This window comes from Vogesella sp. LIG4, from assembly GCF_900090205.1.
In the GTDB taxonomy this organism is placed as follows: Bacteria; Pseudomonadota; Gammaproteobacteria; order Burkholderiales; family Chromobacteriaceae; genus Vogesella.
Genome location: NZ_LT607802.1, coordinates 1,107,773 through 1,125,114 on the forward strand (window position 1 = coordinate 1,107,773; position 17,342 = coordinate 1,125,114).

At 65.5% G+C, this 17,342-nt stretch carries 19 protein-coding genes, 2 rRNA genes, 1 other RNA gene and 1 riboswitch; of the genes, 5 read left to right on the plus strand and 17 right to left on the minus strand.

Annotated features, from left to right (window positions below; translation table 11 throughout):
- Nucleotides 1-12: 12 nt before the first annotated feature.
- From PSELUDRAFT_RS05175 to PSELUDRAFT_RS05210, 8 genes are all read right to left on the minus strand, one after another.
- A complete protein-coding gene (locus PSELUDRAFT_RS05175; RefSeq protein WP_088965832.1) occupies nucleotides 13-552 on the minus strand; it encodes an anti-virulence regulator CigR family protein in 540 nt (179 codons plus the stop codon).
- Between the two features lie 96 nt (nucleotides 553-648).
- On the minus strand, nucleotides 649-1,239 hold the full coding sequence (locus tag PSELUDRAFT_RS05180; protein ID WP_088965833.1) for a 5-formyltetrahydrofolate cyclo-ligase: 591 nt from the start codon (nucleotides 1,237-1,239) through the stop codon (nucleotides 649-651).
- A gap of 23 nt (nucleotides 1,240-1,262) precedes the next feature.
- Nucleotides 1,263-1,444, minus strand: a non-coding RNA gene (gene ssrS, locus PSELUDRAFT_RS05185) — 6S RNA.
- A 23-nt stretch (nucleotides 1,445-1,467) separates the two neighbouring features.
- Nucleotides 1,468-1,782: a cell division protein ZapA gene (locus tag PSELUDRAFT_RS05190; protein WP_088965834.1), complete on the minus strand. Its 315-nt coding sequence runs from the start codon at nucleotides 1,780-1,782 to the stop codon at nucleotides 1,468-1,470.
- Nucleotides 1,779-1,982, minus strand: a complete 204-nt coding sequence (locus tag PSELUDRAFT_RS05195; RefSeq protein ID WP_088965835.1) for a hypothetical protein — start codon at nucleotides 1,980-1,982, stop codon at nucleotides 1,779-1,781. Before PSELUDRAFT_RS05195 ends, PSELUDRAFT_RS05190 begins: the two co-directional genes overlap by 4 nt.
- Nucleotides 1,983-2,003: 21 nt before the next feature.
- Complete coding sequence (locus PSELUDRAFT_RS05200) at nucleotides 2,004-2,876, minus strand: cobalamin-binding protein (RefSeq protein WP_088965836.1); 873 nt, start codon at nucleotides 2,874-2,876, stop codon at nucleotides 2,004-2,006.
- Nucleotides 2,873-3,403, minus strand: a complete 531-nt coding sequence (cobU, locus tag PSELUDRAFT_RS05205) for a bifunctional adenosylcobinamide kinase/adenosylcobinamide-phosphate guanylyltransferase (RefSeq protein WP_088965837.1) — start codon at nucleotides 3,401-3,403, stop codon at nucleotides 2,873-2,875. Before cobU ends, PSELUDRAFT_RS05200 begins: the two co-directional genes overlap by 4 nt.
- A gap of 7 nt (nucleotides 3,404-3,410) precedes the next feature.
- On the minus strand, nucleotides 3,411-5,366 hold the full coding sequence (locus PSELUDRAFT_RS05210) for a TonB-dependent receptor (protein WP_088965838.1): 1,956 nt from the start codon (nucleotides 5,364-5,366) through the stop codon (nucleotides 3,411-3,413).
- A gap of 115 nt (nucleotides 5,367-5,481) precedes the next feature.
- Nucleotides 5,482-5,674, minus strand: a riboswitch (cobalamin riboswitch).
- A gap of 291 nt (nucleotides 5,675-5,965) precedes the next feature.
- On the opposite strand from PSELUDRAFT_RS05210, the gene cobT reads away from it, so the two are divergent.
- Genes cobT through PSELUDRAFT_RS05225 form a run of 3 tightly spaced genes read left to right on the plus strand, consistent with a single transcriptional unit; the run spans nucleotide 5,966 to nucleotide 8,396 of the window.
- Complete coding sequence (cobT, locus tag PSELUDRAFT_RS05215; protein WP_088965839.1) at nucleotides 5,966-6,997, plus strand: nicotinate-nucleotide--dimethylbenzimidazole phosphoribosyltransferase; 1,032 nt, start codon at nucleotides 5,966-5,968, stop codon at nucleotides 6,995-6,997.
- Entirely contained in the window at nucleotides 6,994-7,602 is a 609-nt protein-coding gene (locus PSELUDRAFT_RS05220) for a histidine phosphatase family protein (protein WP_088965840.1), read from the plus strand. Before cobT ends, PSELUDRAFT_RS05220 begins: the two co-directional genes overlap by 4 nt.
- 29 nt (nucleotides 7,603-7,631) lie before the next feature.
- Entirely contained in the window at nucleotides 7,632-8,396 is a 765-nt protein-coding gene (locus tag PSELUDRAFT_RS05225) for an adenosylcobinamide-GDP ribazoletransferase (protein ID WP_088965841.1), read from the plus strand.
- Nucleotides 8,397-8,477: 81 nt separating this feature from the next.
- Here the strand turns inward: PSELUDRAFT_RS05225 and speB are convergent, their stop codons facing one another.
- Nucleotides 8,478-9,443 carry an agmatinase gene (gene speB / locus PSELUDRAFT_RS05230; RefSeq protein ID WP_088965842.1) on the minus strand — a complete coding sequence of 322 codons (966 nt, stop codon included), beginning with the start codon at nucleotides 9,441-9,443 and terminating at the stop codon, nucleotides 8,478-8,480.
- A 196-nt stretch (nucleotides 9,444-9,639) separates the two neighbouring features.
- On the opposite strand from speB, the gene PSELUDRAFT_RS05235 reads away from it, so the two are divergent.
- Nucleotides 9,640-10,716 carry a YjgN family protein gene (locus PSELUDRAFT_RS05235; protein ID WP_157725022.1) on the plus strand — a complete coding sequence of 359 codons (1,077 nt, stop codon included), beginning with the start codon at nucleotides 9,640-9,642 and terminating at the stop codon, nucleotides 10,714-10,716.
- A complete protein-coding gene (locus PSELUDRAFT_RS05240; protein ID WP_088965844.1) occupies nucleotides 10,710-11,735 on the plus strand; it encodes a M48 family metallopeptidase in 1,026 nt (341 codons plus the stop codon). The genes PSELUDRAFT_RS05235 and PSELUDRAFT_RS05240 overlap by 7 nt, the downstream gene beginning before the upstream one ends.
- Nucleotides 11,736-11,939: 204 nt before the next feature.
- Here PSELUDRAFT_RS05240 and PSELUDRAFT_RS05245 read toward each other — a convergent pair whose 3' ends face one another.
- From PSELUDRAFT_RS05245 to rrf (PSELUDRAFT_RS05280), 8 genes are all read right to left on the minus strand, one after another.
- A complete protein-coding gene (locus tag PSELUDRAFT_RS05245) occupies nucleotides 11,940-12,725 on the minus strand; it encodes a hypothetical protein (protein ID WP_088965845.1) in 786 nt (261 codons plus the stop codon).
- 106 nt (nucleotides 12,726-12,831) lie between these two features.
- Nucleotides 12,832-13,617 (minus strand): YoaK family protein, encoded by a 786-nt coding sequence (locus PSELUDRAFT_RS05250; protein WP_088965846.1) that lies wholly within the window; start codon nucleotides 13,615-13,617, stop codon nucleotides 12,832-12,834.
- A gap of 45 nt (nucleotides 13,618-13,662) precedes the next feature.
- Nucleotides 13,663-14,535, minus strand: a complete 873-nt coding sequence (locus PSELUDRAFT_RS19990) for an SPOR domain-containing protein (protein ID WP_088965847.1) — start codon at nucleotides 14,533-14,535, stop codon at nucleotides 13,663-13,665.
- Nucleotides 14,532-15,245 (minus strand): type III pantothenate kinase, encoded by a 714-nt coding sequence (locus tag PSELUDRAFT_RS05260; RefSeq protein ID WP_088965848.1) that lies wholly within the window; start codon nucleotides 15,243-15,245, stop codon nucleotides 14,532-14,534. Before PSELUDRAFT_RS05260 ends, PSELUDRAFT_RS19990 begins: the two co-directional genes overlap by 4 nt.
- Nucleotides 15,242-16,207 carry a biotin--[acetyl-CoA-carboxylase] ligase gene (locus tag PSELUDRAFT_RS05265; RefSeq protein ID WP_088965849.1) on the minus strand — a complete coding sequence of 322 codons (966 nt, stop codon included), beginning with the start codon at nucleotides 16,205-16,207 and terminating at the stop codon, nucleotides 15,242-15,244. The genes PSELUDRAFT_RS05260 and PSELUDRAFT_RS05265 overlap by 4 nt, the downstream gene beginning before the upstream one ends.
- Nucleotides 16,204-16,701, minus strand: coding sequence for a D-glycero-beta-D-manno-heptose 1-phosphate adenylyltransferase (rfaE2, locus tag PSELUDRAFT_RS05270; RefSeq protein ID WP_088965850.1), 498 nt, complete (start codon nucleotides 16,699-16,701; stop codon nucleotides 16,204-16,206). Before rfaE2 ends, PSELUDRAFT_RS05265 begins: the two co-directional genes overlap by 4 nt.
- A gap of 139 nt (nucleotides 16,702-16,840) precedes the next feature.
- A 5S ribosomal RNA gene (gene rrf, locus PSELUDRAFT_RS05275) occupies nucleotides 16,841-16,954 on the minus strand.
- 75 nt (nucleotides 16,955-17,029) lie between these two features.
- Nucleotides 17,030-17,142, minus strand: a 5S ribosomal RNA gene (gene rrf / locus PSELUDRAFT_RS05280).
- Nucleotides 17,143-17,342: the final 200 nt, after the last annotated feature.

Sequence of the window (17,342 nt, forward strand, 5' to 3'; positions counted from 1 at the left end):
TGCCTTGCGGCATCAGTGGTTCATGAAGATATCCATCAGCACTTCCTGCACGATGAGCGTGCCCACCGTGACCAGTACCAGGTCGGTGCCGACTACCCGCCATTCGTAGCCCGGGTGCACCGGCAGGCGCACCAGCATGTCGTGCGGCACGTAGCGCTTGGCAATGCCTGGAGGCAGTGGCTTGCCACGTTCCATATTCTTGCGGATGCCCGGCGGCAGCGAGCGGTATTCGCCGTAGTTCAGGTGCGACTCGTAGGCGAAGCGACGGGCATCGCGGTCGGAAAGGCCTGCGCTTTCGTAACGGCGGCCGCGTTCATCGCGCCGCTCGTACTTGCTGTCATGCTCGTGCTTGTCGTGCTTGTCGCGCTTCCACTCCTTGTCGTGCTTCTTGCCCTGCTGCCAGGGGGGAATCTCGCCCTGGTTGCCGTAGGATTGGTCCTGCGAACGATTGTCGCCGTTGCCTTTCCATTCCGGCGTGGCAAACACCGGCGGACATACCAGCGCCAGTCCGAGAGATACCAACAGCAACGACTGCGGCCAATGACGTTTCATGGCTTAGCTCCAGAAAATAAACACTTTCAGCCTATCAGAGCTGCTGCGGGTTTTCGTTAAGGAAATGTGTGGATTTGTGACGAACTGCTACAACACTCAGCGGAAGCGATACAACCCGCTTTCGGTAACCAGGTAGTCCAGGCGCACATCCCAGGCTTCGCGCGGCACCGCTGCCACCCGCTGGCAATCGTAGGCCACGCCCACCAGCAGCGGCCGGCGCTGCGGATGACGCTGGCGGAATGCCAGCGTGCTGTCGTAGAAGCCGCCACCCTGCCCCATGCGGTAGCCCTGTGCATCCACCGCCAGCAAGGGCACGAACAGCACGTCCAGCCGCTCGGCGCGCAGGCAGGGGCCGTCGTACTCGGCAATGCCGTAACGCGGATGGTTGTACCAGCGGGCGGCATCCCCCAGACGGCTGAACCACAGCCGGCGGCTGCCATTGGGAATCTGCGGCAGGAACACCTCGCCGCCACGCCACAGCGTGGTGCTGATCAGCTCTTCGAGATCCAGTTCGGAGCCGGCTGCCAGGTAGGCGCCGATACGTTTGCCGCGGCGCAGGAAGCGCGAGGCATGGCGAACCACCAGCCGCATGGCAGCGGCACGCTGCTGCGGAGACAGCGACATGCGCGCGCGGCGCACCTGGCGGCGCAAGGCCTGCTTGTCGATGACGGTGGTGTTTTCGGTCATGACGGCGTTAGCCGGGGGGAAGGGAGTCCCCCGCGAGTGTCGGTCCGGCAAAATTCGCTTGTACCCTGTTTCCAGGGGGCCGCCTGCCAGTTGCTTCGGGCGTACCCGCAAGGGGCACGACACACCTGCAACCTACTGCTAGCAACCAAAGCGAACGCATTGGTACAAAGGAATTTAGGAGCCTTTCCGAACACCGCAGGGGGTAAGCGGATATTCTGTGTCAGCGGCCTAGAACAGGTTCTGCTGACTGGCGGACAACGCCTGGTCGGCGGCCTCGCCCATGCTGCGTATTTTACGCTGTATCGCGGACATCTCCAAGCCGCCATCGCCCAATTTTGTCTTGAGCAGATCGTGGGCGATATTCAGCGCCGCCATGATGGCCACCTTGTCGGCATCCATCACCCGGCCGCCGGCCTGGATGGTGTCGATTTTCTCGGCCAGGAGCCGCACCGCCTGCTCCAGCGTTTCGCGCTCTTCCGGCGGCGTGCCGATGGTGAACTGACGACCCAGCAGGGTCACGTCGATCTGAACCACATCGCTCATGCCTCTTCCTCCCTGGGCAGGCGGTCGATCAGCGCCGCCACACGGTGGCGGGTTTCTTCCAGCGCGAATTTCAGCTCGGCATTGTCGCGCAAGGCATCGCCCAGCGCGGCGGAAAGGCGGCCATTTTGCGCATCCAGCTCATGCACGCGCGCAATCAGCGCGGCGACACGGCTTTCCAGATAGTCGAGTTCTTGTTCCATGGCGGCGAGGATAACGGGGCGTCAGGAGGGCGTCAAACCCAGCTTGCGGCGGGCGGTGTTCAACACCTCGCACACGCTGGCAGCGCCCTGCAACAGCCGTGGGCCGGGCCGGCTGACCGGGTCGGCCGGCAGGCTGAACAGCAGGCCGTCACGCACTGCCGGCAGCTGCGGCCAGGCCTGCCAACGGCGGCGCAGCTCACTATCCAGCCCCAGCATCACCTGTGGTTTTGCCGCCAATACCGCCTCGGTGCTGACCTGCGGCGCCGCCAGCGGCAGCGTGCCGAATACATTGCTGCCACCGCACAGCGGCAGCAATGCACCAAGAAAACTCCGGCTGCTGACGGTAAACAGCGGGTTGTCGCCCACCTGCACAAACACCCGCAGCGCCGCTGCCGGGCGGTAGCGCTGTTTCAGCTGCGCCAGCCCGTTCTCGAAGCGCCCGGCCGCCGCTTCGGCGCCGGCAACATGCCCGCTCAGCTTGCCGAGCCGGCGCATTTCCGCCGCCACGTCCGGCAGCGCCACCGGGGCGCTGACGTACACCGGCACGCCCAGCTCGCGCAGCCGGGTCAGCTCGCGGCCATTGTTGCCGTCGCGCCAGGCCAGCACCAGGTCCGGCTTCTGCCGCAGCACGGCCTCCAGGCTCACGCCGCTGTAGCCGCCCACCCGCGGCAGCTGCCGCGCCGCCGGCGGGTAGTCGCTGTAATCCACCGCGCCAACCAGCAGGCGCTCGGCGCCGATGGCGTACATGTCCTCCACCAGATGCGGCGACAGTGCCACGATGCGCTGCGCCGGGTGCGGCAAGGTAACCGCCAGCCCCAGGCCGTCGCGCACACTGAGCTGGGCCATGGCCGGCAAGGCTGCCAGCCCGCATGCGGCCAACAGCAGCCGCTTCATGCCGGCCCCTTCAGGCGCAAAGGTTGGCCGCAAGCAACCAGCGTCACCAGCGGGCAGATCGCCGCCAGCTCCTGGTTCAGCCAGCCCAGTTCGTCCACGAACACGCGGGTTTCCTCGCCCAGCGGTATCACGCCCCAGCCGATCTCGTTGCTCACCAGCAACACGCTGGCCGGCGTTTCCGCCAGCGCCTGCAGCAAGGCGGCACGTTGCTGCGGCCAGCCATCGCGGTCAAAGCGGCCATCCATGCCGAAGAAGCGCATCAGCCACATGCCCATGCAATCGACCAGCAACAATTCGTCCGGCACTGCCGCCGCCAGTACTGCGGCCAGTTCGCGCCCGGGCTCGGCCAGCTGCCAGGAGGCCGGCCGCCGGGCCTGATGGTGGACGATACGCGCGGCGAACGCCTCGTCACCGGCACGCCGCTCGGCAGTAGCCACGTAACGCACCGGCCCGGCATGGGCCAGCGCCAGCTGCTCGGCATGGCGGCTCTTGCCGCTGCGGGCGCCGCCGGTGATGAGGTGTTTCATGGCGCGATCAGTAGCTCAGGGTCAGCGAAGCCTGCATGGTACGCCCGCTGCCTGGGAGCAGGTCATACTTGCCAGTGCTGCCGATATTGTCTTCCCTGTAGCCATAGCTGGCGTAGCGCTTGTCGAGCAGGTTGTTCACCGCCAGGCTCACATCGACATGCTTGCTGTACTGGTGGCTGAGCTTGAGGTTGACCAGGGTGTAGGCGGACAGCTGGGTGGCGAACTGGTTGGCCTCATCGTTATCCATGCGCTGCTTGCCGACATACTGCAGTTCCAGTCCAACACGGGTGGCCTGCTGCGGCAGCCAGGTCAGGCCGACATTGGCCAGCCAGTGCGGCACCATCGGCACGGTATTGCCAGCCAGGTCCACACCACCAGCCACACCGGAACGGAAGGTGGCCTGCTGCCAGGTCAGATTGCCGTTCAGCTGCCACTGCGGCGCCAGTTGGGTCTTGCCTTCCAGCTCCACGCCCTGCCGACGGGTCGGGTCGAGGTTGACGTTGAAATAGCTTAACGGGTTGTAATGAATTTCGTTGTTCAGGTCGTAACGGAACAGTGCGGCACGCACGCTGCTGCCCCCTTGCAGCCAGGCCACACCGACTTCCTTGTCATGTGAGACCTGCGGCAACAGCGGCGGCGCCGCAGCATAAGACTGTTCATCAGCATTAGCGATACGGAAACTCTGTCCCAGCTTGGCGTACACATCCAGCGACGGAGTCAATGCCTGTCGGATACCCAGTTGCCAGGCATTCAGTTCCTGCTGCTTCTGGTAACTGTGACTCGGTGAGCTGAGGTTGCTTACATCGTCGTCCACATGCTGGTTGCGCACCCCCACATTCACGGTGGTGCCGGCCTGCGGGCGCAGCAGTGCGTCGGCAAATACACCTAACAACTGTTGCTTGATGCGACTGGTCGCATAAGTACCATCTACGTCTGTGGCGGAATTCTGTCCATCCACGCCCACGGCCAAGCGGTGAGCCCCCAGCTCGCGCTCGTAGCGCAGGCTAGTGTTAGTTTCGTCAGCGCTGCGCTGGTCGTGTGCACTGCCCCAGTTGGTAAAGGTGTTTTTATGCCTCTGCGCGAGATCGAAATACACCAAGCCACCGGCCAACTCCTGTCGAGCTTGCAGGCCATAGTCCTGAGCCCGGGTTTCGGCGTAGTCATTGGGGCTGCTGGTTCCCCGCGAGTCCGACGCAAACTGGTTGATACCCGCGGCTGGATCGATTTGCCTGCCCCCCGGCAGGCGCAAACCCTGGTTGCTGTTGCGGGCGTAGAAGCGCACATCGCCGCCATCGTGGCGCCAGGTAGCGCTGATGCCGCCGTTGTCGTTGCGCTCGGCATTGTTACGGCGATAGTTATCACCGGTCATCGACTGCACGTAGGCATCCAGCGCCACCTGCGCGCTGGCCTGATGCACCGCCACGTCCAGCTGCTTCAGGTCCTGGCTGCCCATGGTGAAGGTGGCACGTACGCTGGGCTGATCCTTGAAGCCGTTGCGGGTGATGATGTTGACCACGCCGCCGGTGGTGCCGCCACCATAGGCCACCGCGCCACTGCCACGTACCACCTCAATGCGCTCGATCGCCTGCAGCGGAATGCCGGCCAGGTTGGGAACAGCCAAGTCATTGGTATTCTGCTTGACGCCATCCACCAGGATCAGCGTGTTGCTGACACCGGTCACGCCAAAGCCCCGCAGGTCCACCGTACCGCCGCTGGCAGAACCGGACATGTTGAACAGATGTACACCGGCCACGGCGGACAGCAGTTCCTGCACGGTACGGGCCGGGCTGCTGGCGATGTCGGCGGCGGTGATCACGGTAACGTTGGCCGGCAGTTCGCTGGCCTTGTCGGCCACGCGGGTGGCGGTAACCACCACTTCGTCCAGCTGGGTAACGGTAGCGGCCATGGCGGCCGGGGCACAGGCCAGCGCTACCAGCGCAGCCAACGGTTTGGTATTGAACATGTAAGACACACTCCAGGAGGAAAAAACGGAGTGCGGAGAAATACTCGGGACGCACGCAGCGGGCGCTACGAACTGTCGAATCGCCTCCCCGCGATGCTCCAGCAGGGCACGATTCCACGGCGCCCGAATCGCAGGCCGGTCTCCGGGCTCGGCCTTGCGGGGCGACGCCTTCCCGCCCGATGGGCAGTGGCTGTGGTCGCTCCTGGATGACACGCGTCATCAGGCCTTACCGTTGCGGGGGCAGCGCCGGACTTGTACCGACTTCCCGTTTCATCCGGCGGACCAGAGCCTGTTTACGTTCTCGCGAGCCAGGGCGAGACAAGGCGAAAACGGCTGAGGAAGCGGAATTGACATGAAGTCAATGAGCATTCCGAAGACGTTTTCAACGCTGTATCGCCGAAGCGCAGCAGATCGTAAACAGGTTCTTGCACGCCGGACACCTGCAAGGCGCGCATTATACCCGTAGCTGCAGCCCCCCGCCCCCATGCGCGGCGATTTGCTTATTCCAGCGCAAGACAATTGCCAGCGCGCGGAGCCTGCCGTATGGTCGCGCCATCACCCTTAAACGGCCGCTGCGCCGCCTCCATAGCAAGGACATCATGTTCCGCATTCCCGCACCCGATTTCTCCGCCCGCGATGCCGCCAGCGCACGCCAGCAACAACTGACCAAGCCGGCCGGCAGCCTGGGCAAACTGGAGGACCTCGCCATTACCCTGGCCGGCCTGCAGCGCCGCGAGATTCCGCAGCCGCTGAAGCCGGCCATCACCGTGTTTGCCGGCGACCACGGTGTATGCGCCGAAGGTGTGTCCGCCTACCCGCCGGAGGTAACCGGCGCCATGGTGGCCAACTTCGTGCACGGCGGTGCCGCCATCAGCGTGCTGGCACGCTGCAACCAGGCGCGGCTGGAGGTGGTGGATGCCGGCGTGGCCGCCGACCTTGCCGCGCTGCCCATCGTGCACGCCAAGGTGCGCGCCGGTAGCGGCAACATCCGCCGCGAGCCGGCGATGACGGCAGAACAATGCGCGGCAGCGCTGGAGGTTGGCCGCATGGCCGCGCGCCGCGCCATTGCCGATGGCGCCAGCCTGCTGATCGCCGGCGACATGGGCATCGGCAACACCACGCCGTCGGCGGCGCTGATCTGCCGCCTGGGCGGCCACAGCCCGGAGGCCATCGTTGGCCGCGGTACCGGTGTGAACGATGCCGCGCTGGCGCACAAGCGCCAGGTGGTGGCCGACGCGCTGGCGCGCGTGGCGCCGGACCTGGACGGCCAGGCGCTGCTGGCCGAGCTGGGCGGGCTGGAGATCGCCGCCATGGCCGGCTTCTACCTGGAAGGCGCGGCGCAGGGCGTGCCGCTGCTGCTGGACGGCTTCATCAGCACGGCTGCTGCGCTGGTGGCCCAGGCCATCGCCCCGGACATCGCCCCGTGGCTGCTGGCCAGCCACTGCTCGCAGGAAACCGGCCATGCGCTGGCGCTGGCCAGCCTGGGGCTGACGCCGCTGATCGACTTCGGCCTGCGCCTGGGTGAAGGCTCCGGCGCGGCGCTGGCGATTCCGCTGCTGCAACAGGCCATTGCGCTGCACGCCGGCATGGCCACCTTTGCCGAGGCCGGCGTGGCCGGTAAAAACGAGTGAACCCCTACACCCTCACCCTGCTGCGCCACGGCGACATCGACCACCAGGGCCGGCTGGTCGGCAGCAGCGACCTGCCGCTCAACGATGCCGGCCGTGCGGCGATGGCCGCCAGCTGGCAGCGCATCGTGCGCCATGCGCCGGTAAGCTGCATGGCTACCTCGCCGCTGCAGCGCTGCCGCGAGTTTGCCGTGCAGCAGGCACTGGTCAGCGGCGTGCCGCTGCACGTGGTGCCGCTGCTGACCGAATGCGATTTCGGCAGCTGGGAGCTGCGGCCGCTGGCCGATATCGCCGCCGAAACGCCGGACTGGCAGACGTTGCTGGCGCGCGGCCTGCTGACACCGGAAGGCGGCGAGCGCTTCGAGGTGTTCCGCAGCCGGGTGCTGATGGGGTTTGCCGGCTGGATGCGCGAGGCACGCGGCAGCCACCGCGTGCTGATCAGCCACGGCGGCGTGATCAACGTGCTGCTGGCCGAGCTGCTGGGCACCGACTTCAACATCGCCCGCCTGATGGCGGTACAGCGCGGCGGCTTTGCGCAGCTGTCCATCCTCGAAGGCCACCCGGCCTACCTGCTGCGGCTGGAAACGCCGGAGCCGCCCACCTCTTGATGCCACCTTGCGGCCAACCCTGACCTGCCATGCGTTCGCTGATTCTCGCCATCCAGTTCCTGACCCGGCTGCCAACGCCGCAGCTGAAAACCTTCGACCCGGCCTGGCTGGCCGATGCCGCACGCTGGTTCGCCCCGGTAGGCCTGCTGGTCGGCGCGGCGGTATGGCTGGCCGTACTGGCCGGCAGCCTGCTCGACCCGTGGCTGGCGGCGCTGCTGGGCCTGCTGGCCTGGCTGTGGGTAACCGGCGGCCTGCACATCGACGGTCTGGCCGACCTGGCCGACGCGCAAGGCGCCGCGCACCGCTCGCGCGAGCGCTTCCTGGAGGTACTGAAAGACCCGCACCTGGGCAGCTTTGGCGTGCTGGCCATGGCCAGCCAGCTGCTGGCCAAGCTGGTGCTGTTGATGCTGGTGGTGAAGCATGCGCTGCCTTCCCCGGACGCGCTGCGCGTGTCCGGGCTAGCAGCGCTGGCGGCAGGGCTGGCGCCGCTGCTGCTGGTGCCGGCCTGGGCGCGGCTGTTCACCGTGGCGTGGTCCGCCACCCTGCCCAGCCTGGCACCCGGCAGTGGCGAGCGCTTTGCCTGGCGCACGCACTGGGCCAGTTTCTGGCTGAGCGCCGCGCTGCTGGCCGCCGCCTCGTGGTGGCTGGCGCCGGCGCTGCTGCTGGCGCCACTGGCCGGGCTGTGGTGGTGGGCCTATCTGCGGCACAAGCTGGGCGGCATGACCGGCGATTGCCTGGGCGCCGGCATCGAGTTGTGCGAGAGCCTGCTGCTGTTGTTGCTGCTCGTGCATTGAGTCAACACCCATGAAAAAACCGCGCCGTGTCTGCACAGGGCGCGGTTTTTTTATGCGGCCAACGTTGGCCGCGGCGGCGGCTTACAGCTTGCCGGCCACCTTCTTGTTACGCATCAGGCACAGCATGTCACAGGCAATGTGCGCCGCGGCGATGGCGGTGATTTCGCTCTGGTCGTAGCTGGGGGCCACTTCCACCACGTCCATGCCGACGATGTTCAGATCGCCCAGGTTGCGGATGATCTTCAGCGCCTGCGCGGTGGTGAGGCCGCCCGGTACCGGGGTGCCGGTGCCCGGCGCGAAGGACGGGTCCAGGCAGTCGATGTCGAAGGTCACGTACACCGGCGCATCGCCGATGGTCTTCTTGATCTCGGCGATGGTGGCGTCCACGCCGTTGTCATGCACCCACGGTGCGCCCAGCACGTTGATGCCCATGAAATCATCGTTCCAGGTGCGGATGCCGACCTGTACCGATTTCTTCGGGTCTACCAGGCCTTCCTTCACTGCCTTGTAGAACATGGTGCCGTGGTTCAGGCTGTCCGGATCGTCATCCTGCCAGGTATCGCAGTGTGCATCGAAGTGCAATAATGCCAACGGCTTACCATACTTCTCGGCGTGTGCGATCAGCAGCGGGTAGGTAACGAAGTGGTCACCGCCGAAGGTGAGCATCTTGGCGCCGGAGGCCAGGATGGTACGGGCGTGCTCGATGATGGACGGCTTGATGGTGAGCGGGTTGTGCGCGTCGAACCAGCAGTCGCCGTAGTCGATCACCGCCAGGTCATCGAACGGGTCGAAGCCCCACGGGTACGGCTTCAGTTCCGCCAGCTGCACGCTGGCTGCGCGGATGGCCTGCGGGCCCTGGCGCGCGCCGGAACGGAAGGTGGTGGACAGGTCCAGCGGAATGCCGGAAACCACTACGTCCGCACCGGTCAGGTCGCGGCTGTAGTTGCGGCGCATGAAGGACAGTACGCCGGCGTAGGTATTTTCAATGGAAGAGCCGTACAGGCCTTGACGACGGATGGCACCGTCGCCCTTGATGATGTCAGTCATGGAGAGCCCCGTGACAGAACACGCCGGCTGCAGCGCGGGTAAAGGTTGGCCGCATCCGACGATTCCCGTCCATCTTGCAAGCCGACGGGTGGAGGCTGCCGCGCCCTCTCGGCGCAGGAGTGCGCAGTGTGCCGCGTTGAGCGCCGGGCGGCAAGCTTGTAACGGAAAATTAAACACTTACGTGGGAAAACAGACGATGAAATGGCTGCAACCGCAACGCAAGGACTGTCTGCCGTTCGAGTTCACCGCCGATGCCGGTGGCTACTACCGGCTGTGGCTGGGCAACCTGGTGCTCACCGTGCTGACGCTGGGCATCTACTCGGCCTGGGCCAAGGTGCGCACGCAGCGCTTCCTGTTCGGCCACACCCGCCTGGCCGGCGGCCGCTTCGACTACCACGGCCGCCCGGTCGCCATTCTGAAAGGCCGGCTGCTGATGCTGGCGCTGTTCGTGCTGTGGCAGCTGTCCGGCGGCTGGTCACCCGCGCTGCAGGGCGTGCTGGGTATGGTGGCCTTCGCCATCATGCCGTGGATCGCGGTGCAGGCGATGCGCTTTCGCCTGGCCAATACCAGCTGGAACCAGATGCGGCTGCGGTTTAACGGCAAAGTGAGCCAGGCTTATTTGGCATACCTCAAAAGCTGGCTGACCACGACGTTCACTTTCGGCCTGTTCTGGCCGCGCGCCATGCTGATCAAGCGGCGCTTCCTGCTGCAGCACAGCACGCTGGGGCAGGCCAGCCTGAAGCAGCATGACTGCGTTGGCCGCCTGTACCTGGCCGGGCTGGGCAGCCTGCTTGCCAGTTTGCTGTACCTGGCTGCTTTCGGTGCGCTGGGCGGCCTGATCTGGAAAATCGGCGATGCCATCGCGCTGCTTGCCAACCCGAACGGGCGCAGCATGCACAGTGTCGATCTCGTCTTTGCCGGCGCGATGATGGCGGCCTGGCTACTGGCCTGCCTGGGCTACGCCAATATGGCCCTGCACCGCGTGCTGCTGAATCACACCACGCTGGAGATGCACGGCCAGTCGCATCGCATCGAATGCTGGCTCGCCACCCGCCGCATGCTGTGGCTGCACCTGTCCAATGCGCTGGCGCTGCTGTTCAGCCTGGGCCTGGCCTGGCCGTGGGTGCGCATCCGCTCGCTGCATGCCTGGCTGGAACACATCGCGCTGTTCGGTGCCGGCGACCTGGCCAGCCTGCATGCAGAACTCAATGAGCTGGACGACGCCCGCGGCGACGAGCTGGCCGGCCTGCTGGAGCTGGATCTGGGATGGTAAGCATCGACGCCTGGTGGCGGGACGGCAAGAGCCCGCAAGCCCGTGCGGCCAACGTTGGCCGCAGCGACGACGAGCTGGTGGTGAACAGCGGCAGCGACAGCCGCCGCTACCTGCTGGCCGAGGTGCGGCTGGATGCCGGCATCGACACCCTGCCCGACATGCTGCACCTGCCGGATGGTAGCACGCTGGAAGTGGCGGACCGGGTGGGCATTCGCCGCCTGCTTGGCGGCCTGCCGCTGGCCGAGCGCGGCAGCCACTGGCTGCAGCAGAGCTGGCGCGCGCTGCTGGGCACCCTGCTGGCGGCGCTGGTAGTGTGCTGGGCCGCCTGGCGCTACCTGCTGCCGCTACTGGCCGGGGTGCTGGTGCAATGGATACCGGTCAGCACCGAGCAACAGTTGGCCGCACACACCCTGCAGTGGCTGCAGCAGCAGGAGCTGATCCGCCCCAGCCGCTTCCCCGCCGCGCGGCAGCAGGCGCTGCAGGCCAGGCTCACCGCGCTGTTGCCGGCCGGCAGCCGCTATCACTACCAGGTGTGGCTGCGCGACGCGCCGGACATCGGCCCCAATGCCTTCGCCCTGCCCGGCGGCAGCATTGTCGTGACCGACCAGCTGCTGCGGGTGGTATCGCAGCCGGAGGAGCTGGATGCCATCCTGGCGCACGAGGCTGGCCACGTGGAGGCGCGCCACGGCCTGCGCAGCGCGGTGGAAAGCACCGGCGTACTGGCGGCGCTCACCCTGATCACCGGCGATGCCAGCAGCCTCACCCTGGCGCTGCCCGTGGCGCTGGCCAATGCCAGCTACAGCCGCGAGCACGAGCGCGAGGCCGACAGCTTCGCCTTCGCCACCCTGCGCCGCCACGGCCTGTCGCCCTGCCTGCTGGGCTACGGGCTGCAGCGTATCGAACGCTCGGCACTGTCCGGCAAGGAAGCCGAGGCCGGCCAGCACAGCTGGTTCGCCAGCCACCCGGCCACCAGCGACCGCAGCCAGCCCGACGGCCAGCGCTGCCCGCCACTGCAATGACAAAGGCCCGGCAAAGCCGGGCCAAGCGTGTTGACAAGGTCCTTTCGCAATTGCGGAAGGACCTTATTTTGCTAATGGGAAGGCTGCCAATTCAGAACTTGGCTGGATCGGCCAGGCTTTGCCGGGTTCGGTAAAGTGTTAGCGAAGTACTTGGTCAGCAGCCTGAGCCCGGCAATGCCGGGCCCCTGTCATGCGGAATGCGGCTTAGAAGCGTACGCCCAGGGAAATGCCAATTTCCTTGGTGGTATTGTCCGGCTCGTAGGTCTGGTACAGGGTGGAGTTGTTTACCACGTAGACCGATTCCGAGGTCTTGATGTGCCAGGCGCGCAGGAACGGGGTAATGACCCATTCGGTCTGGCCGCTGGTCTTGGCGAACTCAAGGCTCAGATCGTAGCCCATGCCCTTGTCCTGGTTGTGCGTCAGCGTGCCGCCCGACACGTGCGACTTCTGCGTGCCATTCAGCAGCAGCTTGTATTTGAATGCCGGGTTGACGCTCCAGCCGTCGCTGAGCTGGGTCGGGCGCTCCAGCACAAAACTCAGGTAATTCAGGGTATTTTCACGACGGTAGCCACCGACATATTTGTCGAGACGGTCTTCCAGGTAGCGGGTGCCGATACCCAGGCCCAGTTTGGCGCCATCCCAGTCCGGCACCAGGTGCTTGTAGGTAGCACCCAGCTCCCAGGTATGGCGCTTGAGGTCGGACAGTTGCACCGAACCGTACTGCCCACCCTGGTAAGCGCCGGTGTAATCCGACTTGCCGCGGGCAAAGCGACCGTCCAGCACCACTTCGTCCAGCGGCGAAGTAGCGATGATCGCGGCACCGTTCAGGCCCAGCATCGGCGCTTCTTCCTTCATGAACGGCTGGCCACCGTTGGTTTCCTTGTAGGTCTCGTGATAAGCCTCTACACCCAGCTGATATTTGACGGTGGCAGCGCCCGCTACCGTGCTGCCCAGCAGCAGTGCAGCTGCCGCGATCATGCGGTAATTCATCTCTAATCCCTTTGAAGGCAAAAAATTGCCAATCGATTATGCCAAACGCACGGCGATTTGCAATCGCAGGGTATTAAGTGTAATGACAGCCAGCACCGCTCAAACCTCAGGCCACCCGATTACGCCACCAGCGCCAGCGCAGTTTGAGGTCGTACCACAGCGGCCGCAGCCCCAGCCCGAACAGGAACAGCGCCAGCGGCACGCTGAAGCTGTAGCCCAGGTGCTTGAAGCCCAGCGCCCCCACCACGCCACCAACGAAGAAGCTGCCGAGGATCCACAGATAGATGTGGAGGCGGTCGCGGTTGGCCTTCACCAGCGGCACCTTGCCATCGCCGCCACGGTTGATATAGCTGGCCTTGGCCAGCTCGATACCGATGTCGGTGGCGATGCCGGTCATGTGGGTGGAACGCAGCAAGCCACCGGACAGCTTGGTAACGATGGTGTTGTGCATGCCCATGATGAAACACAGCAGCAGCACGATGGGCGGGGCAAAGAACTCCGGCGCGATGGCCAGCGCCGCGCCGGCCACACCGAACAGCAGCAGCAACAGCGACTCCTCCAGCAGCGACACGCCATAGCCGCTGCGCAGGCGCTGACGCCGCGCCCAGTTGATCAGCCAGGCGGCATGCGCGGCGCCGGCGATGAAGCTCACCAGCGAGGCCAATGCGGCCAACATGGCGCCGATATCGCCTAGCACCAGGTTGTCCGCCATCGACGACACCACGCCGGATACATGCGAGGTATAACGCTGCACTGCCAGGAAGCCGCCGGCATTCAGTGCGCCGGCAATGAAGGCCATCGCCCCGCCCAGCAGCCAGGTCAGCGGCTCGCGGTACAGGCTGCGGGTGCGAACACCTTGGTCCAGCAGTCGGGTGAAGTGCTGTCTGCGCATGGCATCAACAAAAAAGGCAGGCCATCAGCGGCCTGCCTGTGAGAGTTAGTGACATTCCTGCAGCGGAATGCCCGACAACAAGCGCTGCTGCAAGGCTTTCAGGTGCGTCGCCGTCGCATCGTCCAGCGCCTTGAAGCTCAAGGTGGTCAGCTGCACTTTCTCGCCGCGTACATCGGCCACGCCCTTGTCGTAGCCGGCCGCCTTCAGGCGCCGCAACAGGTCGTCGGCCGCTGCCTGCTTGCCGAACAGCCCCAGCGACAGGTGATTATGGAATTCGCCATCGGTCTTCACGATATAGCTGTCGAAGCCCTTGCTGCGCAGCTCGGATACCAGGGTCTGCGTTTCTGCCTGGGTGGCCAGCGGCGGGTAGTGCACCCAGATGCGACCGGAGCCACGCAAGCCATCCGTCACGCTGGCGCTTGGCTGCGCCGCCAGCTTCAGTGCCGGCAAGCCACCCTGCACCCGTTCCAGTTGTTGCGGGTTCAGCGGGCCCCAGCTGCGGCACAGTTTGGCGCTGGCCACCGGCGCAGCCGCCTTGGCCTCCACCTTGGCTGGCAGCGGCTTGCTGTCTTTGGGCTCTGCCGCCTTGCTTGCCTCCGGCTTGGCCGCAGCCTTCTCCTGCGGTTTAGCTACCGCGGCAGCCACCGGCTGCGAGGCTGCCTTGGCCTGTGGGGCCTGCGGGGCCGGCAGCGCAGGCGTAAGGGCGGAGGCGATCGTCGCCAGTGGCGCCGAGGCATGCATGGCGGCAGGCTGCGGCGCGGAAGCCGCCTGCGGCAGCTTCCAGTCTGCCGGCAACAGCTTCAATTGCCCGGCGTTCACCTCGCGTGCGCTCAGGTCCAGCGCCGGTTTCTGTTTGATGACCGCATACAGGCCGGCAAAAATATTCAGTACTACCAGTGAGCCGATTAACCACTTCATGCGCTGTCTGCCACGCTTGCTAAGCCATAAAGCACCAGATTATCCACGATACGCGCCCCCGGCGGGAGTGCCGCCGCCAGCACGGCAGCATCGCCGCCGGTCAGCATCAGCTGCGGCTGGCGCCCGGTATGCGCCGCAAGACGCCCCTGCATGCGCTGGATAGCACCGCACAGCGCATCGATGGCGCCGGAAGCCAGCGCGTCCTCGGTGCCCTGCGGGAAATCGCAGGCCAGCCCGGCCTGCCGGTCGAGCTGGGCGGTGTTCTGCGCCAGCGACTGCAGCATCAGCCGGTAGCCGGGCAGGATCAGCCCGCCCAGGTAATCGCCCTCTGCCGTCAGCGCCTCCACCGTCAGCGCGGTACCGGCACAGGCAATCACCAGGTCACCGGCCTGCAGCCGGCGGGCGCCCAGTACCGCCAGCCAGCGGTCGGCGCCCTGCTCGGCCACTTCACGGTAATGATTGCGCACCCCCAGCGCCTGCTGCTGCGAGCGCTGCCACTGCACCGGCAGCGGCGCAGCGGCGGTAATGGCGGCGCGGACATGCGCGTGCGCCACGTTGGCCGCATAAACCGCGTCCACAGCCAGGCCTTGCCAGTCCTGCGCCAGCCGCGCCAGTTCGTCGTGTGCCAGCGCCGTCACCGGCCCCAGCTCGCGGCCATCCCACAGCGCCCATTTCACCCGGCTGTTGCCGGCATCGATCAGCAGTTTCATGGCGCCGCACGCAGGCTGACTTCGCCGACATGGAACACCCGCGCGCCCTCGGCGGTTTCCACCTGCAGCGCGCCATGCGGGTCCACCCCCAGCGCCACACCGGCCACCGGCTCGCCATGGCTGAAGCGCAGCAGCACCGGTTGCTGCAGATAGGCGGCCGACTGGGTCCACTCTGCATGGAAGGCGGCAAAGCCGTCGCGGTCGAAGCTGGCCAGCACCTCGGCCAGCTGGTTCAGCAGCTCGGCCAGCAGGGCGTTGCGGCCAACCTTGTAACCGGCATCGGCCAGGTTGGCCACCGGCTGGTCCACTTCACCCGGCGAGGCCATGTTCAGGCCGATGCCGATCACCACCGCGGCCGGCCCCAGGGCATCGCCGGACAATTCGATCAGGATGCCCGCCAGCTTGCGGCCATGCAGCAGCACATCGTTCGGCCACTTCAGCTGCACCGGCACGTCAAAGCTGCGCAGCGCACGCACCATGGCCACGCCCACCGCCAGCGACAGCCCGGCCAGGCCGCCTAGGCCGCGCTCGAAGCGCCACAGCACGGAAAAGGTCAACCCGGCGCCCAGCGGCATCTGCCAGCGCCGCCCCAGGCGGCCACGACCGGCGGTTTGCCGCTCTGCCGCCAGCACCAGGCCATGCGGCGCGCCTTGCGCCGCGCGCGTCATCAGCTGGGTGTTGGAGGAGTCGATTTCCTCCGCCAGCGCCAGCGTCCACACGTTGGCCGCAAGCTCGGTGAAGCCGGCGCGCACGCTGCCCACTTCCAGCAGCTCGAACGGCTGCGGCAGCCGGTAACCCTGGCCGCGCACGCTGAACACCGTCATGCCGAAATCGTTTTCCAGCTTGTGCACCGCCTGCCAGATCAGCGTGCGCGAGCAGCCCAGCACCTGCGCCATATCCTCGCCGGAATGAAAGCGCCCGTCGGCCAACTGGCGCAACACGGAAAAAGCCAGCGCGCTCATTGGCCTTCCGCGGCGCGGATTTTCTTGATGGTGGCGGTAGTGGAGGTAGCGAACAGGAAGGGAATGGAGTGCACCTCGCCACCGCGCGCCAACGTTTCGGCGCTGCCGACGATCTTGTCCACCGGCCAGTCGCCGCCTTTTACCAGCACATCCGGCTGTACCTGCTCGATCAGTTCGGCCGGCGTATCGCTATCGAACCAGGTCACCAGGCTCACGCTTTCCAGCGCCGCCAGCACCGCGGCGCGGTTCAGCTCGTTATTGATTGGCCTGTCCTCGCCTTTGCCCTGGCGCTTCACCGAGGCATCGGTATTCAGGCCCAGTACCAGACTGGCACCCAGTGCGCGAGCCTGGGCCAGGTAGGTCACATGCCCGCGGTGCAGGATATCGAAACAGCCATTGGTGAACACGATGGGGCGCGGCAATGCGGCCAACTTCTCCGCCAGCTGTTCCGGCGGACAGATCTTGTTTTCGAACGATGGAGTGGGATACGACATGACAGTGCTCTCGGCTTTAGCGGCACAGGGCCGGCATTGATTCATCTGCCGCAGGATACCACCGACCCCGGGCGGCATCCCATACGCAAAGCTACGAAAGCAAAAAGCCCAGACCTGGGTCTGGGCTTTTTTCAAGGGGCTCTGGCAATGTCCTACTTTCACACCGGCAATCGGCACTATCATCGGCGCTGAAGCGTTTCACGGTCCTGTTCGGAATGGGAAGGCGTGGTACCGCTTCGCTATGGTCACCAGAAAAACTGGTCGTTTACCGGCAGTCGGCCAGGTAAACCAAAGCCCAGCTCGTCGGAGCTGGGCTTCTTGTGGGGGAGTCTGGCGGTGTCCTACTTTCACACGGGTATCCGCACTATCATCGGCGCTGAGGCGTTTCACGGTCCTGTTCGGAATGGGAAGGCGTGGGACCACCTCGCTATGGCCACCAGACATAAACTGTCATCAAACTGTCGAAGCCTTACCAGGGAATTTCGTGTTTCCCCGGCCGGTAGAATCTTGTATCTCGCACACACCCTATTTGTTGTCACTTCGCTTCCGCAAAGCACCTCAAATGATAGAGTCAAGCCTCACGAGCAATTAGTATCGGTTAGCTTCACGCCTCACAGCGCTTCCACACCCGACCTATCAAC

Excerpts from the sequence above, each read along its gene's own strand:
- PSELUDRAFT_RS05265 (WP_088965849.1), bottom strand. The coding sequence starts at position 16,207 with ATGAGCGCGCTGGCTTTTTCCGTGTTGCGCCAGTTGGCCGACGGGCGC.
- PSELUDRAFT_RS05225 (WP_088965841.1), top strand. The coding sequence starts at position 7,632 with ATGCGTTCGCTGATTCTCGCCATCCAGTTCCTGACCCGGCTGCCAACG.
- PSELUDRAFT_RS05240 (WP_088965844.1), top strand. The coding sequence starts at position 10,710 with ATGGTAAGCATCGACGCCTGGTGGCGGGACGGCAAGAGCCCGCAAGCC.
- cobU (WP_088965837.1), bottom strand. The coding sequence starts at position 3,403 with ATGAAACACCTCATCACCGGCGGCGCCCGCAGCGGCAAGAGCCGCCAT.
- PSELUDRAFT_RS05180 (WP_088965833.1), bottom strand. The coding sequence starts at position 1,239 with ATGACCGAAAACACCACCGTCATCGACAAGCAGGCCTTGCGCCGCCAG.
- PSELUDRAFT_RS05245 (WP_088965845.1), bottom strand. The coding sequence starts at position 12,725 with ATGAATTACCGCATGATCGCGGCAGCTGCACTGCTGCTGGGCAGCACG.
- rfaE2 (WP_088965850.1), bottom strand. The coding sequence starts at position 16,701 with ATGTCGTATCCCACTCCATCGTTCGAAAACAAGATCTGTCCGCCGGAA.
- speB (WP_088965842.1), bottom strand. The coding sequence starts at position 9,443 with ATGACTGACATCATCAAGGGCGACGGTGCCATCCGTCGTCAAGGCCTG.
- cobT (WP_088965839.1), top strand. The coding sequence starts at position 5,966 with ATGTTCCGCATTCCCGCACCCGATTTCTCCGCCCGCGATGCCGCCAGC.
- PSELUDRAFT_RS05210 (WP_088965838.1), bottom strand. The coding sequence starts at position 5,366 with ATGTTCAATACCAAACCGTTGGCTGCGCTGGTAGCGCTGGCCTGTGCC.
- PSELUDRAFT_RS05260 (WP_088965848.1), bottom strand. The coding sequence starts at position 15,245 with ATGAAACTGCTGATCGATGCCGGCAACAGCCGGGTGAAATGGGCGCTG.
- PSELUDRAFT_RS05195 (WP_088965835.1), bottom strand. The coding sequence starts at position 1,982 with ATGGAACAAGAACTCGACTATCTGGAAAGCCGTGTCGCCGCGCTGATT.
- PSELUDRAFT_RS05200 (WP_088965836.1), bottom strand. The coding sequence starts at position 2,876 with ATGAAGCGGCTGCTGTTGGCCGCATGCGGGCTGGCAGCCTTGCCGGCC.
- PSELUDRAFT_RS05175 (WP_088965832.1), bottom strand. The coding sequence starts at position 552 with ATGAAACGTCATTGGCCGCAGTCGTTGCTGTTGGTATCTCTCGGACTG.
- PSELUDRAFT_RS05250 (WP_088965846.1), bottom strand. The coding sequence starts at position 13,617 with ATGCGCAGACAGCACTTCACCCGACTGCTGGACCAAGGTGTTCGCACC.
- PSELUDRAFT_RS19990 (WP_088965847.1), bottom strand. The coding sequence starts at position 14,535 with ATGAAGTGGTTAATCGGCTCACTGGTAGTACTGAATATTTTTGCCGGC.
- PSELUDRAFT_RS05190 (WP_088965834.1), bottom strand. The coding sequence starts at position 1,782 with ATGAGCGATGTGGTTCAGATCGACGTGACCCTGCTGGGTCGTCAGTTC.
- PSELUDRAFT_RS05235 (WP_157725022.1), top strand. The coding sequence starts at position 9,640 with ATGAAATGGCTGCAACCGCAACGCAAGGACTGTCTGCCGTTCGAGTTC.